This window comes from Amycolatopsis rhizosphaerae (assembly GCF_007713715.1).
Lineage (GTDB): Bacteria > Actinomycetota > Actinomycetes > Mycobacteriales > Pseudonocardiaceae > Amycolatopsis_E > Amycolatopsis_E rhizosphaerae.
Map to the genome: position 1 here is coordinate 1 of NZ_VJWX01000093.1, position 17,710 is coordinate 17,710.

Annotated in this window: 20 protein-coding genes and 1 pseudogene; 6 read left to right on the forward strand and 15 right to left on the reverse strand. The window is 70.9% G+C overall.

Annotation, left to right across the window (positions count from 1 at the left end):
* Positions 1–191: 191 nt before the first annotated feature.
* The 4 genes from FNH05_RS12170 to FNH05_RS12185 all read right to left on the reverse strand — a co-directional run bounded on the left by FNH05_RS12170 (position 192) and on the right by FNH05_RS12185 (position 4,583).
* On the reverse strand, positions 192–1,004 hold the full coding sequence (locus FNH05_RS12170; protein ID WP_144587525.1) for an FAD binding domain-containing protein: 813 nt from the start codon (positions 1,002–1,004) through the stop codon (positions 192–194).
* Positions 1,001–1,471, reverse strand: a complete 471-nt coding sequence (locus FNH05_RS12175) for a (2Fe-2S)-binding protein (protein ID WP_144587527.1) — start codon at positions 1,469–1,471, stop codon at positions 1,001–1,003. Before FNH05_RS12175 ends, FNH05_RS12170 begins: the two co-directional genes overlap by 4 nt.
* Positions 1,468–3,726, reverse strand: coding sequence for a xanthine dehydrogenase family protein molybdopterin-binding subunit (locus FNH05_RS12180; protein WP_144587529.1), 2,259 nt, complete (start codon positions 3,724–3,726; stop codon positions 1,468–1,470). The genes FNH05_RS12175 and FNH05_RS12180 overlap by 4 nt, the downstream gene beginning before the upstream one ends.
* 92 nt (positions 3,727–3,818) lie before the next feature.
* Positions 3,819–4,583: a sulfite exporter TauE/SafE family protein gene (locus FNH05_RS12185; protein WP_144587531.1), complete on the reverse strand. Its 765-nt coding sequence runs from the start codon at positions 4,581–4,583 to the stop codon at positions 3,819–3,821.
* Between the two features lie 342 nt (positions 4,584–4,925).
* Between FNH05_RS12185 and FNH05_RS12190 the strand changes: the two genes are divergently transcribed.
* Complete coding sequence (locus tag FNH05_RS12190) at positions 4,926–5,801, forward strand: LLM class F420-dependent oxidoreductase (RefSeq protein WP_144587533.1); 876 nt, start codon at positions 4,926–4,928, stop codon at positions 5,799–5,801.
* On the opposite strand, the gene FNH05_RS12195 is transcribed toward FNH05_RS12190, so the two are convergent.
* The 3 genes from FNH05_RS12195 to FNH05_RS12205 form a co-directional block, all read right to left on the reverse strand.
* Positions 5,762–7,198 carry an ATP-binding protein gene (locus tag FNH05_RS12195; RefSeq protein ID WP_144587535.1) on the reverse strand — a complete coding sequence of 479 codons (1,437 nt, stop codon included), beginning with the start codon at positions 7,196–7,198 and terminating at the stop codon, positions 5,762–5,764. The genes FNH05_RS12190 and FNH05_RS12195 overlap by 40 nt on opposite strands.
* 138 nt (positions 7,199–7,336) lie before the next feature.
* Positions 7,337–8,992, reverse strand: coding sequence for an NAD(P)/FAD-dependent oxidoreductase (locus FNH05_RS12200; RefSeq protein WP_144587537.1), 1,656 nt, complete (start codon positions 8,990–8,992; stop codon positions 7,337–7,339).
* Between the two features lie 27 nt (positions 8,993–9,019).
* Positions 9,020–9,769 (reverse strand): SDR family NAD(P)-dependent oxidoreductase, encoded by a 750-nt coding sequence (locus FNH05_RS12205; protein ID WP_144587539.1) that lies wholly within the window; start codon positions 9,767–9,769, stop codon positions 9,020–9,022.
* A gap of 101 nt (positions 9,770–9,870) precedes the next feature.
* Between FNH05_RS12205 and FNH05_RS12210 the strand changes: the two genes are divergently transcribed.
* On the forward strand, positions 9,871–10,671 hold the full coding sequence (locus FNH05_RS12210; RefSeq protein WP_222426586.1) for a pentapeptide repeat-containing protein: 801 nt from the start codon (positions 9,871–9,873) through the stop codon (positions 10,669–10,671).
* 108 nt (positions 10,672–10,779) lie between these two features.
* Here FNH05_RS12210 and FNH05_RS12215 read toward each other — a convergent pair whose 3' ends face one another.
* The 3 genes and pseudogenes from FNH05_RS12215 to FNH05_RS12225 all read right to left on the reverse strand — a co-directional run bounded on the left by FNH05_RS12215 (position 10,780) and on the right by FNH05_RS12225 (position 11,570).
* Entirely contained in the window at positions 10,780–11,007 is a 228-nt protein-coding gene (locus FNH05_RS12215) for a HigA family addiction module antitoxin (RefSeq protein WP_144587543.1), read from the reverse strand.
* Between the two features lie 32 nt (positions 11,008–11,039).
* Positions 11,040–11,246 (reverse strand): annotated as a pseudogene (locus tag FNH05_RS12220) (type II toxin-antitoxin system RelE/ParE family toxin); the annotation flags it as partial.
* 3 nt (positions 11,247–11,249) lie between these two features.
* A complete protein-coding gene (locus tag FNH05_RS12225; protein WP_144587545.1) occupies positions 11,250–11,570 on the reverse strand; it encodes an MmcQ/YjbR family DNA-binding protein in 321 nt (106 codons plus the stop codon).
* A gap of 81 nt (positions 11,571–11,651) precedes the next feature.
* Here FNH05_RS12225 and FNH05_RS12230 point away from each other — a divergent pair, with 81 nt between their 5' ends.
* From FNH05_RS12230 to trxA, 3 genes are read left to right on the forward strand one after another with little or no spacing between them, the layout of a single operon-like run.
* Positions 11,652–12,263 carry a helix-turn-helix domain-containing protein gene (locus FNH05_RS12230; protein ID WP_246127678.1) on the forward strand — a complete coding sequence of 204 codons (612 nt, stop codon included), beginning with the start codon at positions 11,652–11,654 and terminating at the stop codon, positions 12,261–12,263.
* Between the two features lie 53 nt (positions 12,264–12,316).
* A complete protein-coding gene (locus FNH05_RS12235) occupies positions 12,317–12,709 on the forward strand; it encodes a MerR family transcriptional regulator (protein WP_144587547.1) in 393 nt (130 codons plus the stop codon).
* On the forward strand, positions 12,709–13,074 hold the full coding sequence (gene trxA, locus FNH05_RS12240) for a thioredoxin (RefSeq protein ID WP_144587549.1): 366 nt from the start codon (positions 12,709–12,711) through the stop codon (positions 13,072–13,074). The genes FNH05_RS12235 and trxA overlap by 1 nt, the downstream gene beginning before the upstream one ends.
* A gap of 3 nt (positions 13,075–13,077) precedes the next feature.
* Here trxA and FNH05_RS12245 read toward each other — a convergent pair whose 3' ends face one another.
* The 4 genes from FNH05_RS12245 to FNH05_RS12260 form a co-directional block, all read right to left on the reverse strand.
* Positions 13,078–13,620, reverse strand: coding sequence for an NUDIX hydrolase (locus FNH05_RS12245; RefSeq protein WP_144587552.1), 543 nt, complete (start codon positions 13,618–13,620; stop codon positions 13,078–13,080).
* A gap of 14 nt (positions 13,621–13,634) precedes the next feature.
* A complete protein-coding gene (locus FNH05_RS12250; protein ID WP_144587554.1) occupies positions 13,635–14,030 on the reverse strand; it encodes a PPOX class F420-dependent oxidoreductase in 396 nt (131 codons plus the stop codon).
* Positions 14,031–14,110: 80 nt separating this feature from the next.
* Positions 14,111–14,521, reverse strand: a complete 411-nt coding sequence (locus FNH05_RS12255; protein ID WP_144587556.1) for an MmcQ/YjbR family DNA-binding protein — start codon at positions 14,519–14,521, stop codon at positions 14,111–14,113.
* Between the two features lie 34 nt (positions 14,522–14,555).
* A complete protein-coding gene (locus tag FNH05_RS12260; RefSeq protein WP_144587558.1) occupies positions 14,556–15,566 on the reverse strand; it encodes a helix-turn-helix transcriptional regulator in 1,011 nt (336 codons plus the stop codon).
* Positions 15,567–15,659: 93 nt separating this feature from the next.
* Here FNH05_RS12260 and FNH05_RS12265 point away from each other — a divergent pair, with 93 nt between their 5' ends.
* Positions 15,660–16,058: a VOC family protein gene (locus FNH05_RS12265; protein ID WP_144587560.1), complete on the forward strand. Its 399-nt coding sequence runs from the start codon at positions 15,660–15,662 to the stop codon at positions 16,056–16,058.
* A gap of 35 nt (positions 16,059–16,093) precedes the next feature.
* Here FNH05_RS12265 and FNH05_RS12270 read toward each other — a convergent pair whose 3' ends face one another.
* Positions 16,094–17,578 carry a hypothetical protein gene (locus tag FNH05_RS12270; protein WP_144587562.1) on the reverse strand — a complete coding sequence of 495 codons (1,485 nt, stop codon included), beginning with the start codon at positions 17,576–17,578 and terminating at the stop codon, positions 16,094–16,096.
* Positions 17,579–17,710: the final 132 nt, after the last annotated feature.

Consider the following 17,710-nt stretch of genomic DNA (forward strand, 5'->3'; position numbering starts at 1 on the left):
CCGGAAGGTGGGACACAACCGCCGGAAGGTGGGACACAACCGCCGGAAGGTGGGACACAACCGCCGGAAGGTGGGACACAACCGCCGGAGGGTGGGACTCGCCCATGCAAGGACCGGCTTTGCCGGGGCCCTGGCCCTGTTTGCCGTGAGGGGGTCCCTCACGGCAAACGCCCAAGCTGCGGGAACCTTCCTCAGGCGGCGGCGGTTTCCAGGGCGCGGGCGGTGAGGACACGGGCCAGGTGGGCCCGGTACTCGGCGGTGGCGTGCGGTTCGCTCACCGGGCTGGTGCCCTCGGCGGCCAGCGCCGCCGCGTCCGCGATCGACGCTCCGCCGGCCAGCGCCTCCTCGGTGGCCGTGGCCCGGACGGGGGTGCCCGCCATGTTGATCAGGCCGACCGAACCGCCGAGCACGGCGACCCCGGCGATGGCCCAGTCGATGGCCCGGCGGGTGAACTTCTCGAAGCCCCAGCCGACCCCGGCACGCGCCGGAACCCGGATCTCCGTGAGCAGTTCGTCCGGTTCGAGCGGCGTGGTGAACGGCCCGAGGAAGAACTCCGCGGCCGGGATCTCCCGCTGCCCGGACGGACCGCGCGCCACCAGCACACCGTCGGCGGCCAGGATCGCGGCGGGCAGGTCGGCCGCCGCGTCCGCGTGGGCCAGCGAGCCGCCGATCGTGCCGCGGTGCCGCACCTGCTGGTCGCCCACCACGCCCGCGACGTGCGCCACCAAGGGCGCGTGCTCGCGCAGCACGCCGTCGTGGTTCAGGTCGTGGTAACGCGACAGCGCGCCGATGGCGACCGTGTCGCCTTCGAGCCGGACGTAGCGCAGCTCGTCGATCGGGGCGATGTCGACCAGCACCTCGGGGACGGCGAGCCGCAGTTTCATCAGCGGCAGCAGCGAATGCCCGCCCGCCAGCAGCTTCGCGTCGTCGCCGTGCTCGCCGAGCAGCGCCAGCGCTTCGTCCACAGTGGACGCGCGACGGTAGGTGAACTGTGCGGGGATCACCGGTCGACCTCCTGCCCCGACGCGTCGATCACGGCGCTGACGATGTTGTGGTAACCCGTGCAGCGGCACAGGTTCCCCTCCAGCCCGACCCGGACCTCGTCGCGCGTCGGCTTCGGGTTGTGCTTCAGCAGCGAAACCGAGGCCATGATCATGCCCGGGGTGCAGAACCCGCACTGAAGGCCGTGCTGTTCGCGGAACGCGCGCTGCACCGGGTGCAGTTCGCCGTCTTCACCGGTCAGCCCTTCCAGCGTGGTGACCTGGTGCCCGTCGGCCTGCGCCGCGAGCACGGTGCAGGACTTCACCGACTCGCCGTCGAGCAGGACGGTGCAGGCGCCGCAGGAGGTGGTGTCACACCCGATGTTGGTCGCGGTCAGCCCCGCGGTCTCCCGCAGGAAGTGCACCAGCAGGGTGCGGTCCTCGACCTCTTCGGACACGGTGCGCCCGTTGACCTCGATCGTGACCTTCACTTGAGTTCACCTTTCGCTTCCGCCAGCGCTTCCCACACTCGCAGCGGGGTCGTCGGCATGTCGAGATGGCGCACCCCGAGGTGCGCCAGGGCATCCACCACCGCGTTGTGCACCGCGGGGGTCGAGCCGATGGTCGCGGCCTCGCCGATGCCCTTGACCCCCAGCGGGTTCAGAGTGGTCGGGGTGACCGAGTCGACCAGTTCGAAGTCCGGCAGCTCGGTGGCCGTGATGAACGAGTAGTCGGCCAGCGTGGCCGTGGTGGGGTTGCCGTCGGGGTCGTAGTTCATGACCTCGAGCAGTGCCTGCCCGATGCCCTGGCCCAGCCCGCCGTGCCGCTGGCCCCGGAAGGTCAGCGGGTTGATCACGGGGCCGGCGTCGTCGGCGGCGATGATCCGTTTGACCGTCACCTTGCCCGTTTCGGTGTCCACCTCGACCACCGCGAGGTGGGACCCGAAGGGGAAGGTCGGGGCGCCGTCACCGAACCACACGTCGGAGGACAACGCCCCCTCTTCGGCGTGCGCGGCGAGTTGTGCCCAGCTGATCGTGCCGCTGGAGGGGGCGCCCTTGACCTGCCACACGCCCTCGTCCACGTTCAGCTCGAGGTCGTCGGGCGAGGCCTCCAGCAGGTCCGCGGCGATCTCGCGCGCCTGGGCGATCACGTTGTCGGCGGCCCTGCGCACCGCGGAACCGCCCAGCTGCAGCGAGCGGGACCCGAAGGTGCCGATCGCCTTGGGCACCTCGTCGGTGTCGCCGTGGCGGATGGTGATCTTCTCCATCGGGATGCCGAGCTGGTCGGACAGCAGCATCGCCAGCGAGGTGTCCAGGCCCTGCCCGTGCGGGGAACTGCCGGTGTAGGCGGTCACCGTGCCGTCCGGGTTGATGTCCACCCGGCCGCTCTCGCCGCCGTTGTCGCCACCGGTGATCTCGACGTAGCTGGCGATCCCCAAGCCGAGCGCGACCTTCTCGCCCGCTTCGCGGCGGCGGCGCTGCTCGGCCCGCAACTCGTCGTAGCCCGCGGCTTCGAGCACCTTGTTCAGCGCCTGCTCGTACTGGCCGCTGTCGTAGTTCGCACCAGTGGGCGTCCGGTACGGGAACTCCTCGGGGCGGATGAAGTTGATCCGCCGGACCTCGGCCGGGTCGAGCCCGGTTTCGGCCGCGAAGAGGTCGATCCCCCGCTCGATCGCCGCGGTGGCCTCCGGCCTGCCCGCGCCGCGGTAGGCCGCGATCGGCGTCGTCGTGGTGACCACCGCGCGGCTGGCCGCCTCCACCTTCGGGAAGTGGTACACCCCGGAGGCCATCAGTTCGGTCAGCGTCGGCAGGAACGTCGCGCGCGGGTAGGCTCCCGCGTCCTGCACGACCTCCAGCCGCACCACCTCGATCGTGCCGTCCCGGCGCCCGCCGAGGGTGATCGTGTTCTGCTGGGCCCGGCCGTGGGTCATGCTGGTGAGGTTCTCGCTGCGGGTCTCCGTCCACCGGATCGGCCGCCCGCACCGCTTCGACGCCCAGCCGAGCACCACCGGCTCGGGGTCCGCGCCGATCTTCGCCCCGAAGCCGCCTCCCACGTCGGGGGTGATCACGCGGACCAGTGCCTTGTCCACCCCCAGCCCGCCGGCGATGGCACTGCGGCCGATCTGTGCGTTCTGAGTGGACAGCCAGACCGTCAGCCTGCCGTCGTCCCCCCACGCGCACGCCGCCCCGCGCACCTCCAGCGGCGCGGGCGCGACCCGCTGGTTGACGATGGTCCGGGAGACCACGACCTCGCAGCCGTCGAACGCGTGCTCGTCGAGCGCGGCGCCGTGCACCTGCACGAGGTTGCTGCCGTGGTCCGGGAAGAGCAGCGTCTCGTCCGAGAGCGCCGCGTCGATGCTCGCGACCGCGTCCAGCGGGTCGTAGTCGATGTCGATCAGCTCGGCCGCGTCGTCGAGCTGGTACCGGTGCTCGGTGAGCACCAGCGCGACCGGTTCCCCGACGTAGCGCACCACCTCGCCGGCGAGCCACGGCTCGCTGACGGGAGGGACCGCCCTCGGGGCGAGGTCGAGATCGGTGGCGGTGTACACCGCCACCACTCCGGGCGCCTCCAGCGCCGCGGAGGTGTCGATCGAGGTGATCCGCGCGTGCGCGATGGGGCTGCGCACGAACATCGCGTGCACGGCGCCGGTGAGCGCCTCTTCACGCAGATCCTCGACGTAGGTACCGCCCGTCGTGATCAGCTTCTGGTCCTCGATCCGGACCACCCTGGTGCCGACGATACTCAATCTGGCCTCCAACTCCGGCTTCTCGCCAGATCATGCCTTCATCGGCCACCGTACGTCCCGGCGGGTGGTTTTCGTTCCCTGGGGCCGGTTTTTCAGGAGTGGAAAGCTCGCCAGGCCAGTGTGGCCGCCAGGCCGAGACCGGCCAGCCCGATCGCGACGCGCAACGGCGTGGCGGGCAGCCTGCGCACGATCGCGGGCCCGATCCAGGAACCGGCGACGGAACCGAGGCACAGCACCGCGGCGGCGCCCCAGTCCACCTTGCCGGTGAAGGCGAACACGACGGCGGCGATGAAGTTGGCCGCGCCGGTGGCGATGTTCTTCGCCGCGTTGGAGCGGGCCAGCGACTGGGCCCAGACCGTCGACAGCAGCGCCAGCATGAGCACGCCCGCCGCGGCCCCGAAGTAGCCGCCGTACACCGCGACGGCGAACGCGGCGAGGCCCGCGGCCGGGCCGATCCCGTGCGCCTCGGTCCGCGTGGACAGCCTCCGCAGCCGCGGTCCGAGGAACAGCAGCACCGAGGCGCCGGCGATGAGGAACGGCACGATCGCGGTGAACGCGCCGGAAGGGGTGAGCAGCAGCAGCGCCGCGCCGACGGCCCCGCCGGTCGCGGTGATCGCGCACAGCGACCTGAGGCGGGCGCGCTGCCCGGCCAGTTCGGGCCGCGAACCCGCCGCCGCGCCGAAGGTGGTGCCGAGCAGGGCGACGGTGTTGGTGACGTTGGCCGTCACGGGGGCGAGCCCGACCGCCAGCAGGGCGGGATAGGACACCAGCGAGGCCAGTCCCGCGATCGACCCGGTCAGTCCGGCACCGATTCCGGCGAACAGGAGGAAGAGCAGGGTCAGCGGTTCGGCGGTCATGATCCGTCGAGTATCGCCACCGCCGTGCCGTTTGACGCCCCCTCTGTGCCCGAAACCACTGACGGCGCGCGGGAAGGCGGTGGAGCCGGTCGGACGTTGGCCGTGAAGGGTCCCTTCACAGCCGATACGACTGTGAAGGGACCCTTCACGGCTCGCCGCAGCCCCGGTCAGGGGCGTGTCCCACTGTGGCAGGTTGAGTTCTCGCTTCGGGCTGGGCGAGCGCCCGAGAGGGCTGAGGCTTCCCGTGAGGGGTCCCCTCACGGGAAAGCGCGGCTTCGTGCGTGGCCTTCACGCGCGGGAGTAGAACGTGTTCTACTAGAGGGGATGGCGAGGAGGTTTTCCGTGCGGTTTGGCATCGTGTTGTTCACCAGCGACCGCGGCATCTCCCCGGCCGCCGCCGCCCAGGCGGCCGAGGCGGCCGGGTTCACGTCCTTCAGCGTGCCCGAACACACCCACATCCCGGTCAGGCGCGAATCCGCGCATCCGCGCACCGGCGACGCGACCCTGCCCGACGACCGGTACCTGCGCACCCTCGACCCCTGGGTCGCGCTGGCCACCGCCGCCTCGGTCACCAGCACCATCCGGCTGTCCACCGCGGTCGCCCTGCCGGTCGAGCACGACCCGATCACACTGGCGAAGACGATCGCCTCGCTCGACCACCTCTCCGGCGGCCGGGTCACCCTCGGCGTGGGATTCGGCTGGAACGTCGACGAGATGACCGACCACGGGGTGCCTCCGGGCCGCCGCCGCACCATGCTGCGCGAGTACCTGGCGTCGATGCGGGCACTGTGGACCGAGGAAGAGGCCGCCTACGACGGCGAGTTCGTCCGTTTCGGACCGTCCTGGGCCTGGCCGAAACCGGTGGGCGCGGTACCCGTGCTGCTCGGCGCCGCCGGTACCGGCAAGAACTTCGCCTGGATCGCGCGCTCGGCGGACGGCTGGCTCACCACGCCCGCGGAAGCCGATCTGCCGCCGAAGGTTCAGCGGCTGCGCGAGCAGTGGGCGCAGGCGGGCCGGGACGGCAGCCCCGAAATCGTGGTTCTGGCGGGCAAACCGGACCCCGAAGCCCTCGCCGCCTGGGAGGACCTCGGGGTCACCGAGGTGGTGTTCGGGCTACCCGACCGATCCGAAGAGGAGGTCCGCGCCTACCTGGAACGCCTGGTGGGCAAGCTCGGCCTTCACTCCGCCGCCCCCTCGGTCAACGGAAGCAGGACCTGAAACCGGGTGTCGCCGGGCTCGGACTCGACGCGCAGATCGCCCTGGTGGCGCCCCACCACGATCCGCCACGAGATGTCGAGGCCGAGCCCCGTGCCCTTGCCGACGGGCTTGGTGGTGAAGAACGGCTCGAAGATCCGCTGCCGGTGCTCGGCGGTGATCCCGGGGCCGGTGTCGCCGATCTCCACCAGCAACCGGTCGCCGGACATCCCCGTGCGCACGGTGAGCCTGCCGCGCCCCTCCATGGCACCCACCGCGTTGTCGATCAGATTGGTCCAGACCTGGTTGAGCTCTCCGGCGTAGGCGGGCACGGACGGCAGCGAACGGTCGTAGTCCTTGACGACCTCGATCCCGTCCCCGATCTTGCCGCCGAGCATGACCAGGGTGGAATCCAGGCCCTCGTGTACGTCGATCCACTGGTGCGGCGCGCGGTCCATCTGGGAGTACTGCTTCGCCGCGCCCACCAGCGCCGAGATCCGGGTCGTCGAATCCTCGATCTCGCCCATCAGCATCTCGGTCTCCAGCGCGTAGGCCAGCCAGCGCACCGCGCCGTCGATGAACGACTCGCCCACCGAGTCGAGCACCTGGTCGAGACTGTCCGCGGTGAGCCCGGCGGCCACGAAGATCGGCGCCAGGTCCCAGCCCTGCTCCAGCCCATGGTCGGTGAGCCAGTCGGAGATCTCGTCCTCGCGGTCGGCCTGCTGCATCGCGCTCAGCTGCGGAGCCGAGGTCACCTGCTTGACCAGGCTCTCCTGCACGTCGATCAACTGTTCCAGCAGATCCGGGTCGATGTCCTTCTTCGCCAGCGCGGCGAGTTTGTGGCGCATCCCCGCGACCCGCTCCCGCAGGGCCGCCGTGGCGCGCACGGCCGCGGCGGCGGGATTGTTGAGCTCGTGGGTCAGGCCCGCCGACAACTCGCCCAGCGCGAGCAGGCGCCGCCGCGCGCCGATGAGCGCGTCGGTGTTGCGCCAGCCCAGGTACGAGCCCTGCAGCAGGTGTGTCGCCATCGGGAACCAGCTGCGGAACCGCTCGGCGAACTCCTTGGCGGGCAGGGCGAGGAAGGTCAGTTCGCTCACCGCGGACACGCTGGCCGCGTAGAACTGCTGGTTCTGCGCGTAGAAGAACTGCGTGGCACCGCAGTACGCGCCGCGCTGGTCCGAGCGCAGCATCTCGACCTCACCGCCGGCGCCGTCCTGTTTGGTCATCCGCAGGGCACCGGAGAGCAGGACGTAGAAGCAGGTCGCCGGTTCGCCTTCACGGATGATCTGCGTGCCGCCCTGATAGTGCTCGATGACCGCGTGCTCGCGGATCCAGTCGAGCTGGGCGTCGGACAGTTCGGCGAACAGGAACAGTTCCCGCAGGGACTCGCGGGTCGGCTTCGTCTCGGCAGGCTCGATCATCGGGCCTCCAGTGTCTTGCGGGACACCCGCACCCGGTCGGACCGATGACCAGCTACGCGATTGTCGATCATCGGGCCTCCAGTGTCTTGCGGGACACCCGCACCCGGTCGGACCGATGACCAGCTACGCGATTGTCGATCATCGGGCCTCCAGGTACCGATGCACGAGGGTGACCGCCATGGCCCCTTCGCCGACGGCCGAGGCGACCCGCTTCACCGACTGGGACCGCACGTCCCCGGCCACGAACACGCCCGGGATCGACGACTCCAGATGGTAGGGATCCCGCTCCAGCGGCCAGCCCGGCGGACGGCGCCCGTCGACGAGCAGATCGGGGCCCGTGCGGACGAAACCGTGCTCGTCCCGCACCACGGTGTCGCCCAGCCAGTCGGTGCGCGGGGCCGCGCCGATGAAGACGAACAGGTGGCTGGCGGGCACGGTTTCGAAATGCCCCCGCCCGTCACACAGGGTCAGCTGTTCCAGGTGCTCCTCGCCGTGGGCGCGGGTCACCGTGGTGTGCGTGCGGACGTGCACGTTGCCGATCGCTTCGAGCTGCTCGATCAGATAGTGCGACATCGACGCCTGCAGTGACTCGCCTCGCACGACGAGGGTGACGTCCCGGGCGTAGCGGGAGAAGAACACCGCCGCCTGGCCCGCGGAGTTGGCGCCGCCGACGATGTAGACGTGCCGGTTCTCGCACTCCGGCGCCTCCGTGGACGCCGAGCCGTAGTAGACGCCGCGCCCGGTGAGTTCGGCGACGCCTTCGGCCTCCAGTGCCCGGTAGGACACGCCGCTGGCGAGCACCACCGCGTGGGAGGCGATCTCGGTGCCGTCGCCGAAGGTGATCACGCGGGCGGAGCCGCGCGCCTGAAGGCCCACCACGTCGCGCGCGGTCAGCACCTCGGCGCCGAACTTCTGCGCCTGCCGCCGGGCACGGTCGGTCAGCTGCGCCCCGGAAACCCCGTCGGGGAACCCGAGGTAGTTCTCGATCCGGGAACTCTGTCCCGCCTGGCCTCCGGTGGCCTTGCGCTCGACGAGCACCGTGCGCAGGCCCTCCGAAGCGCCGTAGACCGCGGCGCCGAGACCGGCCGGGCCACCGCCCACCACCACCAGGTCGTAGAACGCCTCCGCCGGGCGCGTGGACAGGCCGACGGCGTCGGCGATCTCCTCGCCGGAGGGTTTGCGCAGCACCGTCCCGTCCGGGGTCACCAGCACCGGGATGTCGGCGGCGGTGGCGTCCGCCGCCTCCAGCAGCCGCTGCGCCTCCGGTTCGCCCGCCGAATACCAGCGGTAGGGCACCGAGTTGCGGGCCAGGAAGTCCCGCACCTGGTAGGAGGGCTGCGACCAGCGGTGCCCGACCACCTTCGTCTCGGCGACCGGCCGGTCTCCCGCCACGCGCCACGCCTCGACCAGCGCGTCGACCACCGGGTACAGCTTCTCCTCCGGCGGATCCCACGGCTTGAGCAGGTAGTGGTCGACGTCGACCACGTTGATCGCCTGGATCGCGGCGTCGGTGTCGGCGTAGGCGGTCAGCAGCGCACGGCGGGCGTGCGGGAACAGGTCCATCGCCTGCTCCAGGAAGGTGATGCCGTCCATGTTCGGCATCCGGTAGTCGGCGAGGATCGCCGCGACGGCGTCCCCGCGGAGTTTGATCTCCCGCAGGGCGTCCAGCGCGTCGGCCCCCGAGCCGGCACGGACCACGCGGTAGTCCTGTCCGTAGCGGCGGCGCAGATCCCGTGCCACCGAACGGGACACGGCCGGATCGTCGTCGACGGTCAAGAGAATGGGCAAGCTCACGGCGAAACCCTACGGGCTTTCCGGCGGTCAGTCGATCGTATGACCGCCGTTGACCGTGATGCGTTCGCCATTGACGAAACTCGCGCGCTCCGACGCGAGGAAGCAGACCGCCGCCGCGATCTCGTCGGGCCGCCCGAACCGTCCCAAGGGGACATCCGCCACATACTCGGCGCGGCTCCCCTCCGGCACCCCCTCGTGCCGCTCGACCGGGATCCACCCCGGGGCCACGAGGTTCACCGTGATGCCCCACGGGCCGAGCTCGCGGGCCCAGCTGCGCGTGAGGCCGATCTGCGCGCCCTTGGCCGCGCCGTAGGCCGACCACCGCGGCAGGCCGCGTTCGAAGATGTCCGAGCCGATCTGGATGATCCGGCCGCCACCGCGGGCCTTCATGCCCGGCAGGACGGCCTGCAGCAGCAGGGTCGGGCTCTTGACGAAGAACTCGAGCTGGTCCAGGTGCGCCCGCCAGGTCAGCTCCTCGACCGCGATCTCGCCGTGCGGGCCGGTCGCGTTGACCACCAGGACGCCGACCGGGCCGAGCCGCGCCTCGACCTCGGCGACCAGCGCGGGCACGGCCTCCTCGTCGGTGACGTCGGCGGCGAAGGACTCCGCCGTTCCGCCCCCGGCGCGGATCCCGTCGACCACCACCGAGGCCCCGGCGGCATCGGACCGGTAGTTGACCGCCACCGGCCGCCCGTCGGCGGCCAGCGCCCGCGCGATCACCGCCCCCAGTCCGCGCGAAGCACCCGTCACCAGCGCGACACCCTGTTCCCCGGCCACTCACGCCTCCTCGTCGTCACCCTTCCCGGCACGATAGCGGGAAACCGCCCGGCGGAGACCGACCCGCGGCGGGCCGGAGGACGACGGCCATAATCGTTCCCGTGCCCGGAAAGACCCGCGACGACCTGCGCGCCGACTGTTCCCGCTGTTTCGCTCTGTGCTGTGTGGTGCCGGCGTTTTCGGCCTCCTCGGACTTCGCGGTCGACAAGCCGCCGGGCACGCCCTGCGCCAACCTGCGCCCGGACTTCCGCTGTTCGATCCACGACCGGCTGCGCGAGCGCGGTTTCCCCGGCTGCACCGTCTACGACTGTTTCGGTGCCGGGCAGAAGGTCGCGCAGGTGACCTTCGGCGGCCGGGACTGGCGGCAGGCCCCGGAGGAAGCGGAACGGATGTTCGCGGTCTTCCCGGTCCTGCGCGACCTGCTGTGGTACCTGCACCATGCGGCGAGCCTCCCCGGCGCCGCTGAAGTCCACAGTGGACTGGAACGGGCGTTCGCCGAGACGGAACGGCTCACCCTTGGCGAACCCGGCGCGATCCTGGCCGTCGACGTCGCCGCGCAGCGCCGGAAGGTGAACGCGCTGCTCGTCCGGGCGAGCGAACTGGTGCGCGGGAAACGGGAGAAGGCCAACCTCCGCGGCGAGGACCTCATCGGCCGCGACTTCCGCAAGGCCGACCTGACCGCCGCCAATCTGCGCGGCACCCGCCTGCTGGGCGCCGACCTGCGGGAGGCGGTCCTGCGGCTGGCCGATCTCACCGGCGCCGACCTCCGGGGCGCGGATCTGCGGGGCGCCGATCTGAGCACCACCCTGTTCCTCACGCAGGCGCAACTCGACGCGGCCCGCGGTGACCGGTCCACGCGGATCCCGGAAACGCTGGCCCGACCGTCGCGCTGGAATGCCTGAGGAGACGCCGATCCGCTCCTTTCCCGGGCACCGCCGATGCGGTCACCCAAGCACCTGAAAGACCATTCTTCGCGGTCGTTCAGGCGCGGAATTCGAACCGTCGGCGATTCAGGAGGCGAGGTCGAGGGGATGGATGTCGGCCAATTCCGTAGCGATCCTGTCACGTTCCCGCTCAAGGTCGTAGCGGGCCTGCAGGTTCACCCAGAACTGCTCGGACGTGCCGAAGAAACGGGCCAGCCGCAGTGCCGTGTCGGCGGTGATGGCACGCTTGCCGTGCACGATTTCGTTGATCCGGCGGGGCGGAACGTGGATGCTGATGGCCAGCTTGTGCCGCAGATCTCAACGTCTTCCGGGCCCGCCTCGGTCCACCGGAAGCAGATTCGCCATTGATCGTCGACGCGGATGCCGTGCTGACCAAGTCGATCACCGCGTAGCGGTTCGAGGCGGTTGCCCGGAGGCACTGTCGGGTCCGTCAGGATTGCCGCAGCGTTGACCATCTCCAGCTTGCGCCGGGCGACCCGCTCCACGGCCTCGAACCGTTTGACCCGTGTACGGCGGACGGCCACGGCAACCACAACCTAACGGAGTAGATCCTTCGGGGCGTGGTGACGCCAGGACAGCTCGACGAGTGCGGTGAGGCGCCGCTCGTCCACCTTCGCCGGGTCGAACCGCACGCCAAGGCGCCGGGTCCCGCGGGTGACCTCGCCGAAGACGGCGGGGTCCTCCGCCACGACGGCGGCGACCTCCTCCTCGCCCAGCGCGAGCTGCACGTACCCGTCCTTGTCCACAGTGGCGAAGCCCTTGTCGCGGACCCGGAAGGCCACCATCCGGAAGTGGGTGCCCTCGGTCACCCCGGGCAGCGCCAGCGCGAGGCGGCGCAGGTCGGCCACGGTGCTCATCGTCGTCCCCTTCACCCGGCTTCCCGGTCCTGTCCGCACGGCGCGGCCGGACGCGCCCGCACCTCTGAGTATTCTGTCCGGGTGTCGCGACCAGAGCGGGCCGCCCCCGACCAGCACCCCAGCGGTGCGCTGGAACAGATCATCGCCCAGCGGGTGCGGGAGTTCCGTCTCGCCAAGGGTGTGTCGATGACCGAACTCGCCCGCCGCACCGGCATGTCCAAGGCCATGCTGTCCAAGATCGAAAACGCCCAGACGTCGTGCAGCCTGTCCACGCTGTCGCGGCTGGCCGAGACGCTCGACGTGCCGGTCACCGCCCTTTTCCGGGGGGTCGACGCCGAACGGGAGGCGGTGTTCACCCCGGCGGGCCGGGGCTCGCAGATCGTGCGCCGCGGCAGCGACGTCGGGCACCTGTACCAGCTCCTGGGCGCGCTGCACGGCGAGCACAAGCGCATCGAACCGCTGCTGGTCACCCTCACCGAGGCCAGCGAGGTCTTCCCGCTCTTCCAGCATCCGGGCACCGAGTTCCTCTACGTGCTGGAGGGCGTGATGGTGTACGGCCACGGCCGGGCCCGCTACGAGATGCGGGCCGGCGATTCGCTGGTCTTCGACGGGGAGGGCCCGCACGGGCCAGTCGAACTGGTCGAGGTGCCCATCCGCTTCCTCACCGTCACCGCGAACGGGCACCTCGACTGAGCCCGCCCTGAACCCTTGCCTTGACGTCGAGGTCAATGTTTACGCTCGGCTCCATGCGGATCGGTGAACTGGCCCGGCGGACCGGAACGACGACCCGGGCCCTGCGGTTCTACGAGACACAGGGCCTGCTCGAGGCGCCGAGGTCGGCCAACGGCTACCGGGAGTACGACGAGAGTCACCTCCGCATGGTCAACGAGATCCTGACCTTGCAGGGGTTCGGGCTCAGCCTCGACGACACGCGCCCGTTCGTGGCGTGCCTGCGCTCGGGGCACGAAAGCGGCGATTCCTGTGCCGATTCCCTCGAGGTCTACGAGCGCAGGCTCGCCGAGGTCGACGCCTGCCTCGACCGGCTCGGCGCGATCCGCGCGGGCCTGCTGGCCAAGCTGGAACAGGCGATGGCACGCCACCCGCACCCGTGCAAGGTCTCCCCCAGTGAGGAGTTGTGATGCCACCCGCCACCGGATCGGCCGTCGCCGCCGAGGTCACCAGCGTGACCGGCGAAACCTTCGAGCGTGAGGTACTCGCCCATCCGGTCCCCGTCCTGCTGGAGTTCTGGGCGCAGTGGTGCGGCCCGTGCCGGATGCTCAACCCGGTGCTCGACGAGATCGCCCGGGAGCGGGCGGGCAGCCTGGCCGTCCGCAAGATCAACTCGGACGAGAACCCGGACGTGGTCCGCGACTACCAGGTGATGGCCGTGCCCACGATGATCCTCTTCTCCGGCGGGCAGCCGCGGCAGGTGATCGTGGGGGCCCAGCCGAAGGCACGGCTGCTCACCGCGATCGACACCGTGATCGACGCCGCCCTCGCCTGAGCCTCAGCGCGGGAAACGCGCCGGGATCCGTGAAAGCGTTTCCCGCACGTTGTCCTCACTGGTCAGCTCGCGAGCCTCGGGCACGGTGACCCACCGCAGCGGTGCGTCGGGCTTTTCCGGGCGCGCCGCTGCCGGATCGCCGGTGGCGAGGGCGAATCGCAGGTCGGCGTGTTCGTGCGCGGGTTCGGTGTCATTGGCGGGCACCGGAACCACCACCACGTGCACGAGGCCGGCTTCCGGCCAGGGCACCAGATCCGTCAGGCCGGTCTCTTCCCGGCCCTCGCGCAGGGCGATACCGAGGGGATCACGCTCGCCGGGATCCCCATGCCCGCCGATCTGCAGCCAGGTCTGCTGGCGGCGGTGCCACCGCAGCAGCACGCGGCGGCTTTCCGGGTGCACGACGAGCGCGGATGCGGTGGCGTGCAAGGGAAGGGAGCGCTGCCAGGGGTCCGGCTCCGCCGCCACCAGCGCGCGGAGCCTGGCCACGTCCGCGGCCTCCGCGGCGTCCGCGGGCCGGTACTCCGACAACAGTTCCTCGATCCCCATGCGGCGAGCCTAGCTCAGACCGAGAAGGCGTTGATCTTCGTCGGGGTGACGCGGATGACCACGCGGCGGATCTCGTCCGGCTCCGGGGGCGCTTCCCCGCCGAGGTACTTGTGCGACAGCCGTGACGGAAGCTTCTTGTCCGGGTCGTCCTCCAGTTCGGCGATCCCCCGGATCTCCACCGAGTGGTACGGGTTCGCGGCGTCGAAGACGGTCACGCTGACCCTCGGGTCGGCAGCGATGTTGCGAACCTTCTGGCGGCCCGACGCCGATGAAAACAGCAGCGTGTCGCCCTCCCGCAGCACCCAGATCACCGAAGCGTGCGGTGCGCCGCCGGGGCCTGCCGTGGCGAGCGTGGCGAAGGTGCGCTCGTCGAGCAGGGCGCGGGTCGCGTCGTCGAAGGTGGCACTCATGACTTTCTCCTCAGGACACTTTCTGTAACAGAAGCCATGATCTGTCACCGGCGCCAGGAGCGGAAGAAGGCACTTTCCTGTCACAGGGGAACACCGGTGTGACCTTCCGGATGGCCGGTCTCTTCACGGCTCAACGCCACCCAGTGGAGCTTCTCCTGCTCACGGCGGGGCAGGCCCGCGACGACGAGGTCGTAGGAATCTTCGACCATCTCACGCAGGAGCCGGTCCGGGACCGAACCGTCGATCACCACCGTGTTCCAGTGCCGCTTGTTGAGGTGATAGCCGCCGGTGATCGCCGGGTACGCCGTCCGCAGCTGCACGGCCAGGTCCGGATCGCACTTCAGGCTCACCGACAGCGGTTTGCCCGTCAGGCGGCTCAGGGCGAAGATCTTCCCGGCGACCTTGAACACGCTGGTGCCCTCGTCGAACGGAAACTCCTCGCGGGCACCGGGAAAACTCAGGCACAGCTTCTTGAGAGCGGCAGATGTCATGTCCGCACCCTAGGACCTCGAAGTGGCCCGCCGGTCAAGCCCGGCGGGCGCGGGCCGCGAGGCGGTCGGCGAAGGCGATGACGAGGTCTCGCAGTTCGCCGGGGCGCTCGATGACGAACGGCCGGTCGAGGGAGGCGAGGACCGCGGGCAACCAGTCCAGCCGCTCCGCCCGCAGCCGCACGCGCAGCCAGCGCCCACCCGCCGGATCGGCCGCCGGATCGGCGTCTTCGGCGGCATCCGCGTCGGTCGCGGGCTCCACGCTCGCCACGCTGGCGGGGAGCACGCCCCGGATCCGCTCGACGGTCCCGTGGATGCGCAAGACCACCTCGTGCCGGTACGCGGCCGTGGCGAACCCGGACAGCACGCGCTGCGCCGGGTCTTCTCCGGCGGGTGCCTCGAACGAGCCGGGCAGGGTCCTCGCGTCGGTGATGCGGTCGAGCCGGAAGGTCCGGTCCTCGCCGAGTTCGGGATCCGTGCCCGTGACGTACCAGCGGCCCGAATGGGCGACGATCCCGAACGAGTGCAGCGTGCGCTCGCTGCGCCTGCCGCCGCGGTCGGTGTACCTGATCGAGACCGGCCGGCGATGGCGCACCGCGTCGGCGATGGTCAGCAGGACTCCGGCATCCGGCGTGGGGAACTCCCCGGCCGGTTTCGTGAAGGCGAGGGATTCCAGGACCGTGTCGAGCCGCCGGGCGAGTCGCTCGGGCAGCACGCGCCGGATCTTGGCCGCCGCGGTCTCGCTCGCGGTGTCCACCGTCGTCACCAGCCCCGTGCGGCGCCCGGCGACCAGTCCGAGCAGCACCGCGAGCGCCTCGTCGTCGCTGAGCATGAGCGGCGGCAGGCGGAAGCCGGGAGCGAGGCGGTAACCGCCGTAGCGGCCGCGCACCGCCTCGACGGGCACATCGAGGTCGATCAGCTGGTTCACGTACCGCCGCACGGTGCGGCCGTCGACGCCGAGCCGGTCGGCGAGTTCGGCCATCGTCCGGGTGCCGCCCGACTGCAACAGCTCCAGGAGGGTGAGCACGCGGCCGGTGGGGCGGGACATGATCCGAGCCTAGCGCGAATACTGGACCTGTTCTGTCCACTATTTGTTCTAGCGTGCGAAGGACCCAGACTCCACGACCCCAGGGAGAACACCATGGACTTCGTCTCGATCCGGATCATCACCGCCGACGTCGCACGCCTCGTCGAGTTCTACGAGAAGGCCACCGGGGTGACGGCGACCTGGTTCACCGAGGACTTCGCCGAACTCACCACCCCCCGCGCCACCCTCGCCATCGCCGGCACCCGCACCGTCCCGCTGTTCGCGCCGGGCTCCTCCCGCCCGGCCGACAACCACAGCGTGATCCTCGAGTTCCTGGTCGACGACGTGGACCGCGCTTACCGGAACCTGGCGGGCGTCGTCACCGACTTCGTCACCGAGCCGACCACGATGCCCTGGGGCAACCGGTCGCTGCTCTTCCGCGACCCCGACGGCAACCTCGTCAACTTCTTCACCCCGGTCACCCCGGCGGCCATCGAGAAGTTCAGCCGCTGACGCGGGAGCGGGAGCCCCGGGGAGCCGGGGCCCCCTCAGGCGGGCTTGCGGACCAGTCCGGTGAAACCGGCGACGAACAGGGTGACGAACGCCCAGGCCAGCGCCTGCAGCACCCAGGTCGCGGCCACCACGAACTGCCCGCCGGGCACCCCCGTGTCGAGCCGGCACCGCTGCAGCGCGTCCGTCTTCACCAGTGGCGCCGCACTGTCCAGCGCCAGCCCGATCTGGTCCACGAGCGCACAGGTCCCGGAAGCACCGGTGCGGACGACGAGCCCCGCCGGGCCCGCGATCCCGGCGACCAGCAGCACGGACATCACCAGCACCCCCAGCCACCACAGCAGTGCCATCGCGGGCCGGTACCCGTAGCCGACGGTGAGCCCGGTGAGGCGATGCCACAACCGGCCGCGAAGGCCCAGTTTGCCCCGCCGCAGCAGATCCCGCTCCCGCGCGAGGTGGATCCGCCGGACGTCGCGCTCGTGCCCGGCGGCGCGATGCGCGGCGGCCAGCTGGAAGTACGGCTGACTGGTGTAGTGCGTGGTACGCAGGGCGAGCAGCTCCAGCCACTCGTCCAGGCTCGCCTTCCGCGGGAGGCCGTGGTAGGTCAGGCCGTCCAGCCGGATCAGGCCGGGCGTGAACGACAGGGGCAGCAACAGGTCCCCGGCCACGCTCACCTCCGAAGCGTTGAGCACGAGCTGCCCCGGCTCCGCGGTGAAGGCGTGCCCGCCGTCGCAGACGAGCCTGCCGCCGATCCGGGCCCCGACGAACCGCAGGGTGCCCGTGTCGTGATGCCCCTCGGCGTGGAAGCCGCGGTTGAGCATGAGGTTGCTGCCGGTGCGCAGGTAGTCCGCCACCAGGGCCGGTCCCGCCGGGTTCACCAGCCACGCCGCGGTGAGGTTGAGCTGGCTGCCCAGCACCGCGCCGGAGAGCCGGATCGTGCCGCGCGGTCCCCCGCCCTCGGCGCGGAACCCGTCGCTGAGGAACAGCCCCGCCCCGGTCGTGAGGTTGTTGCCGTGGAAGGCGGGGCCGTCGGGATGCGTGTTGGTCAGGTGTGCCCCCGACAGGTCCAGCACGCTGCCGATGGCGGCCCCGCCGAAGTTGACCGTGCCCTCCGGGCTGTCACTGTCGAGCCGGACCCTGGCCAGCATCACGCTGCGTTCGACCTTCGCCTCGTAGGCCACGACGTTCGTGCCCGCCAGCCCCGAGAGGTCCACAGTGGACAGCCGGCTGCCCGTCAGCCGTACCGTTTCCCCGGTCCGGCAGTCCAGCAGGTGCAGCGGAAGGCTGGTCTCCACGTCGCTGAGGTCGAGACCACCATCGATCAGGGCACCCCGCAACCGGATGCCGCGCGGATCCGGCACACCGCCGCCGGGCCAGGGAAAACCGTCGAGGAGCAGCGCCCGGATCACCGAGCCCCGGATGGTCCGCTCCGCGGCGCCGGTGAGATCGAGCTGCCTGCCGCCCAGCACCGTGTCGACGAGCCGCCGTTCGGTCCGGGTCAGGTCCGCCAAGGTGAAACCCACGCGGGGCAGCCTAGAGCCTGCAACCAACTGGTTCGTGTGGCGGTGCGAGTTGGCGTGCCCACCGCGGGCGGTGGGCACGCCGGCCACCTTCGGAACCGCTCCCTCAGCAGGCTCCGTTGTCGGTCCACACGC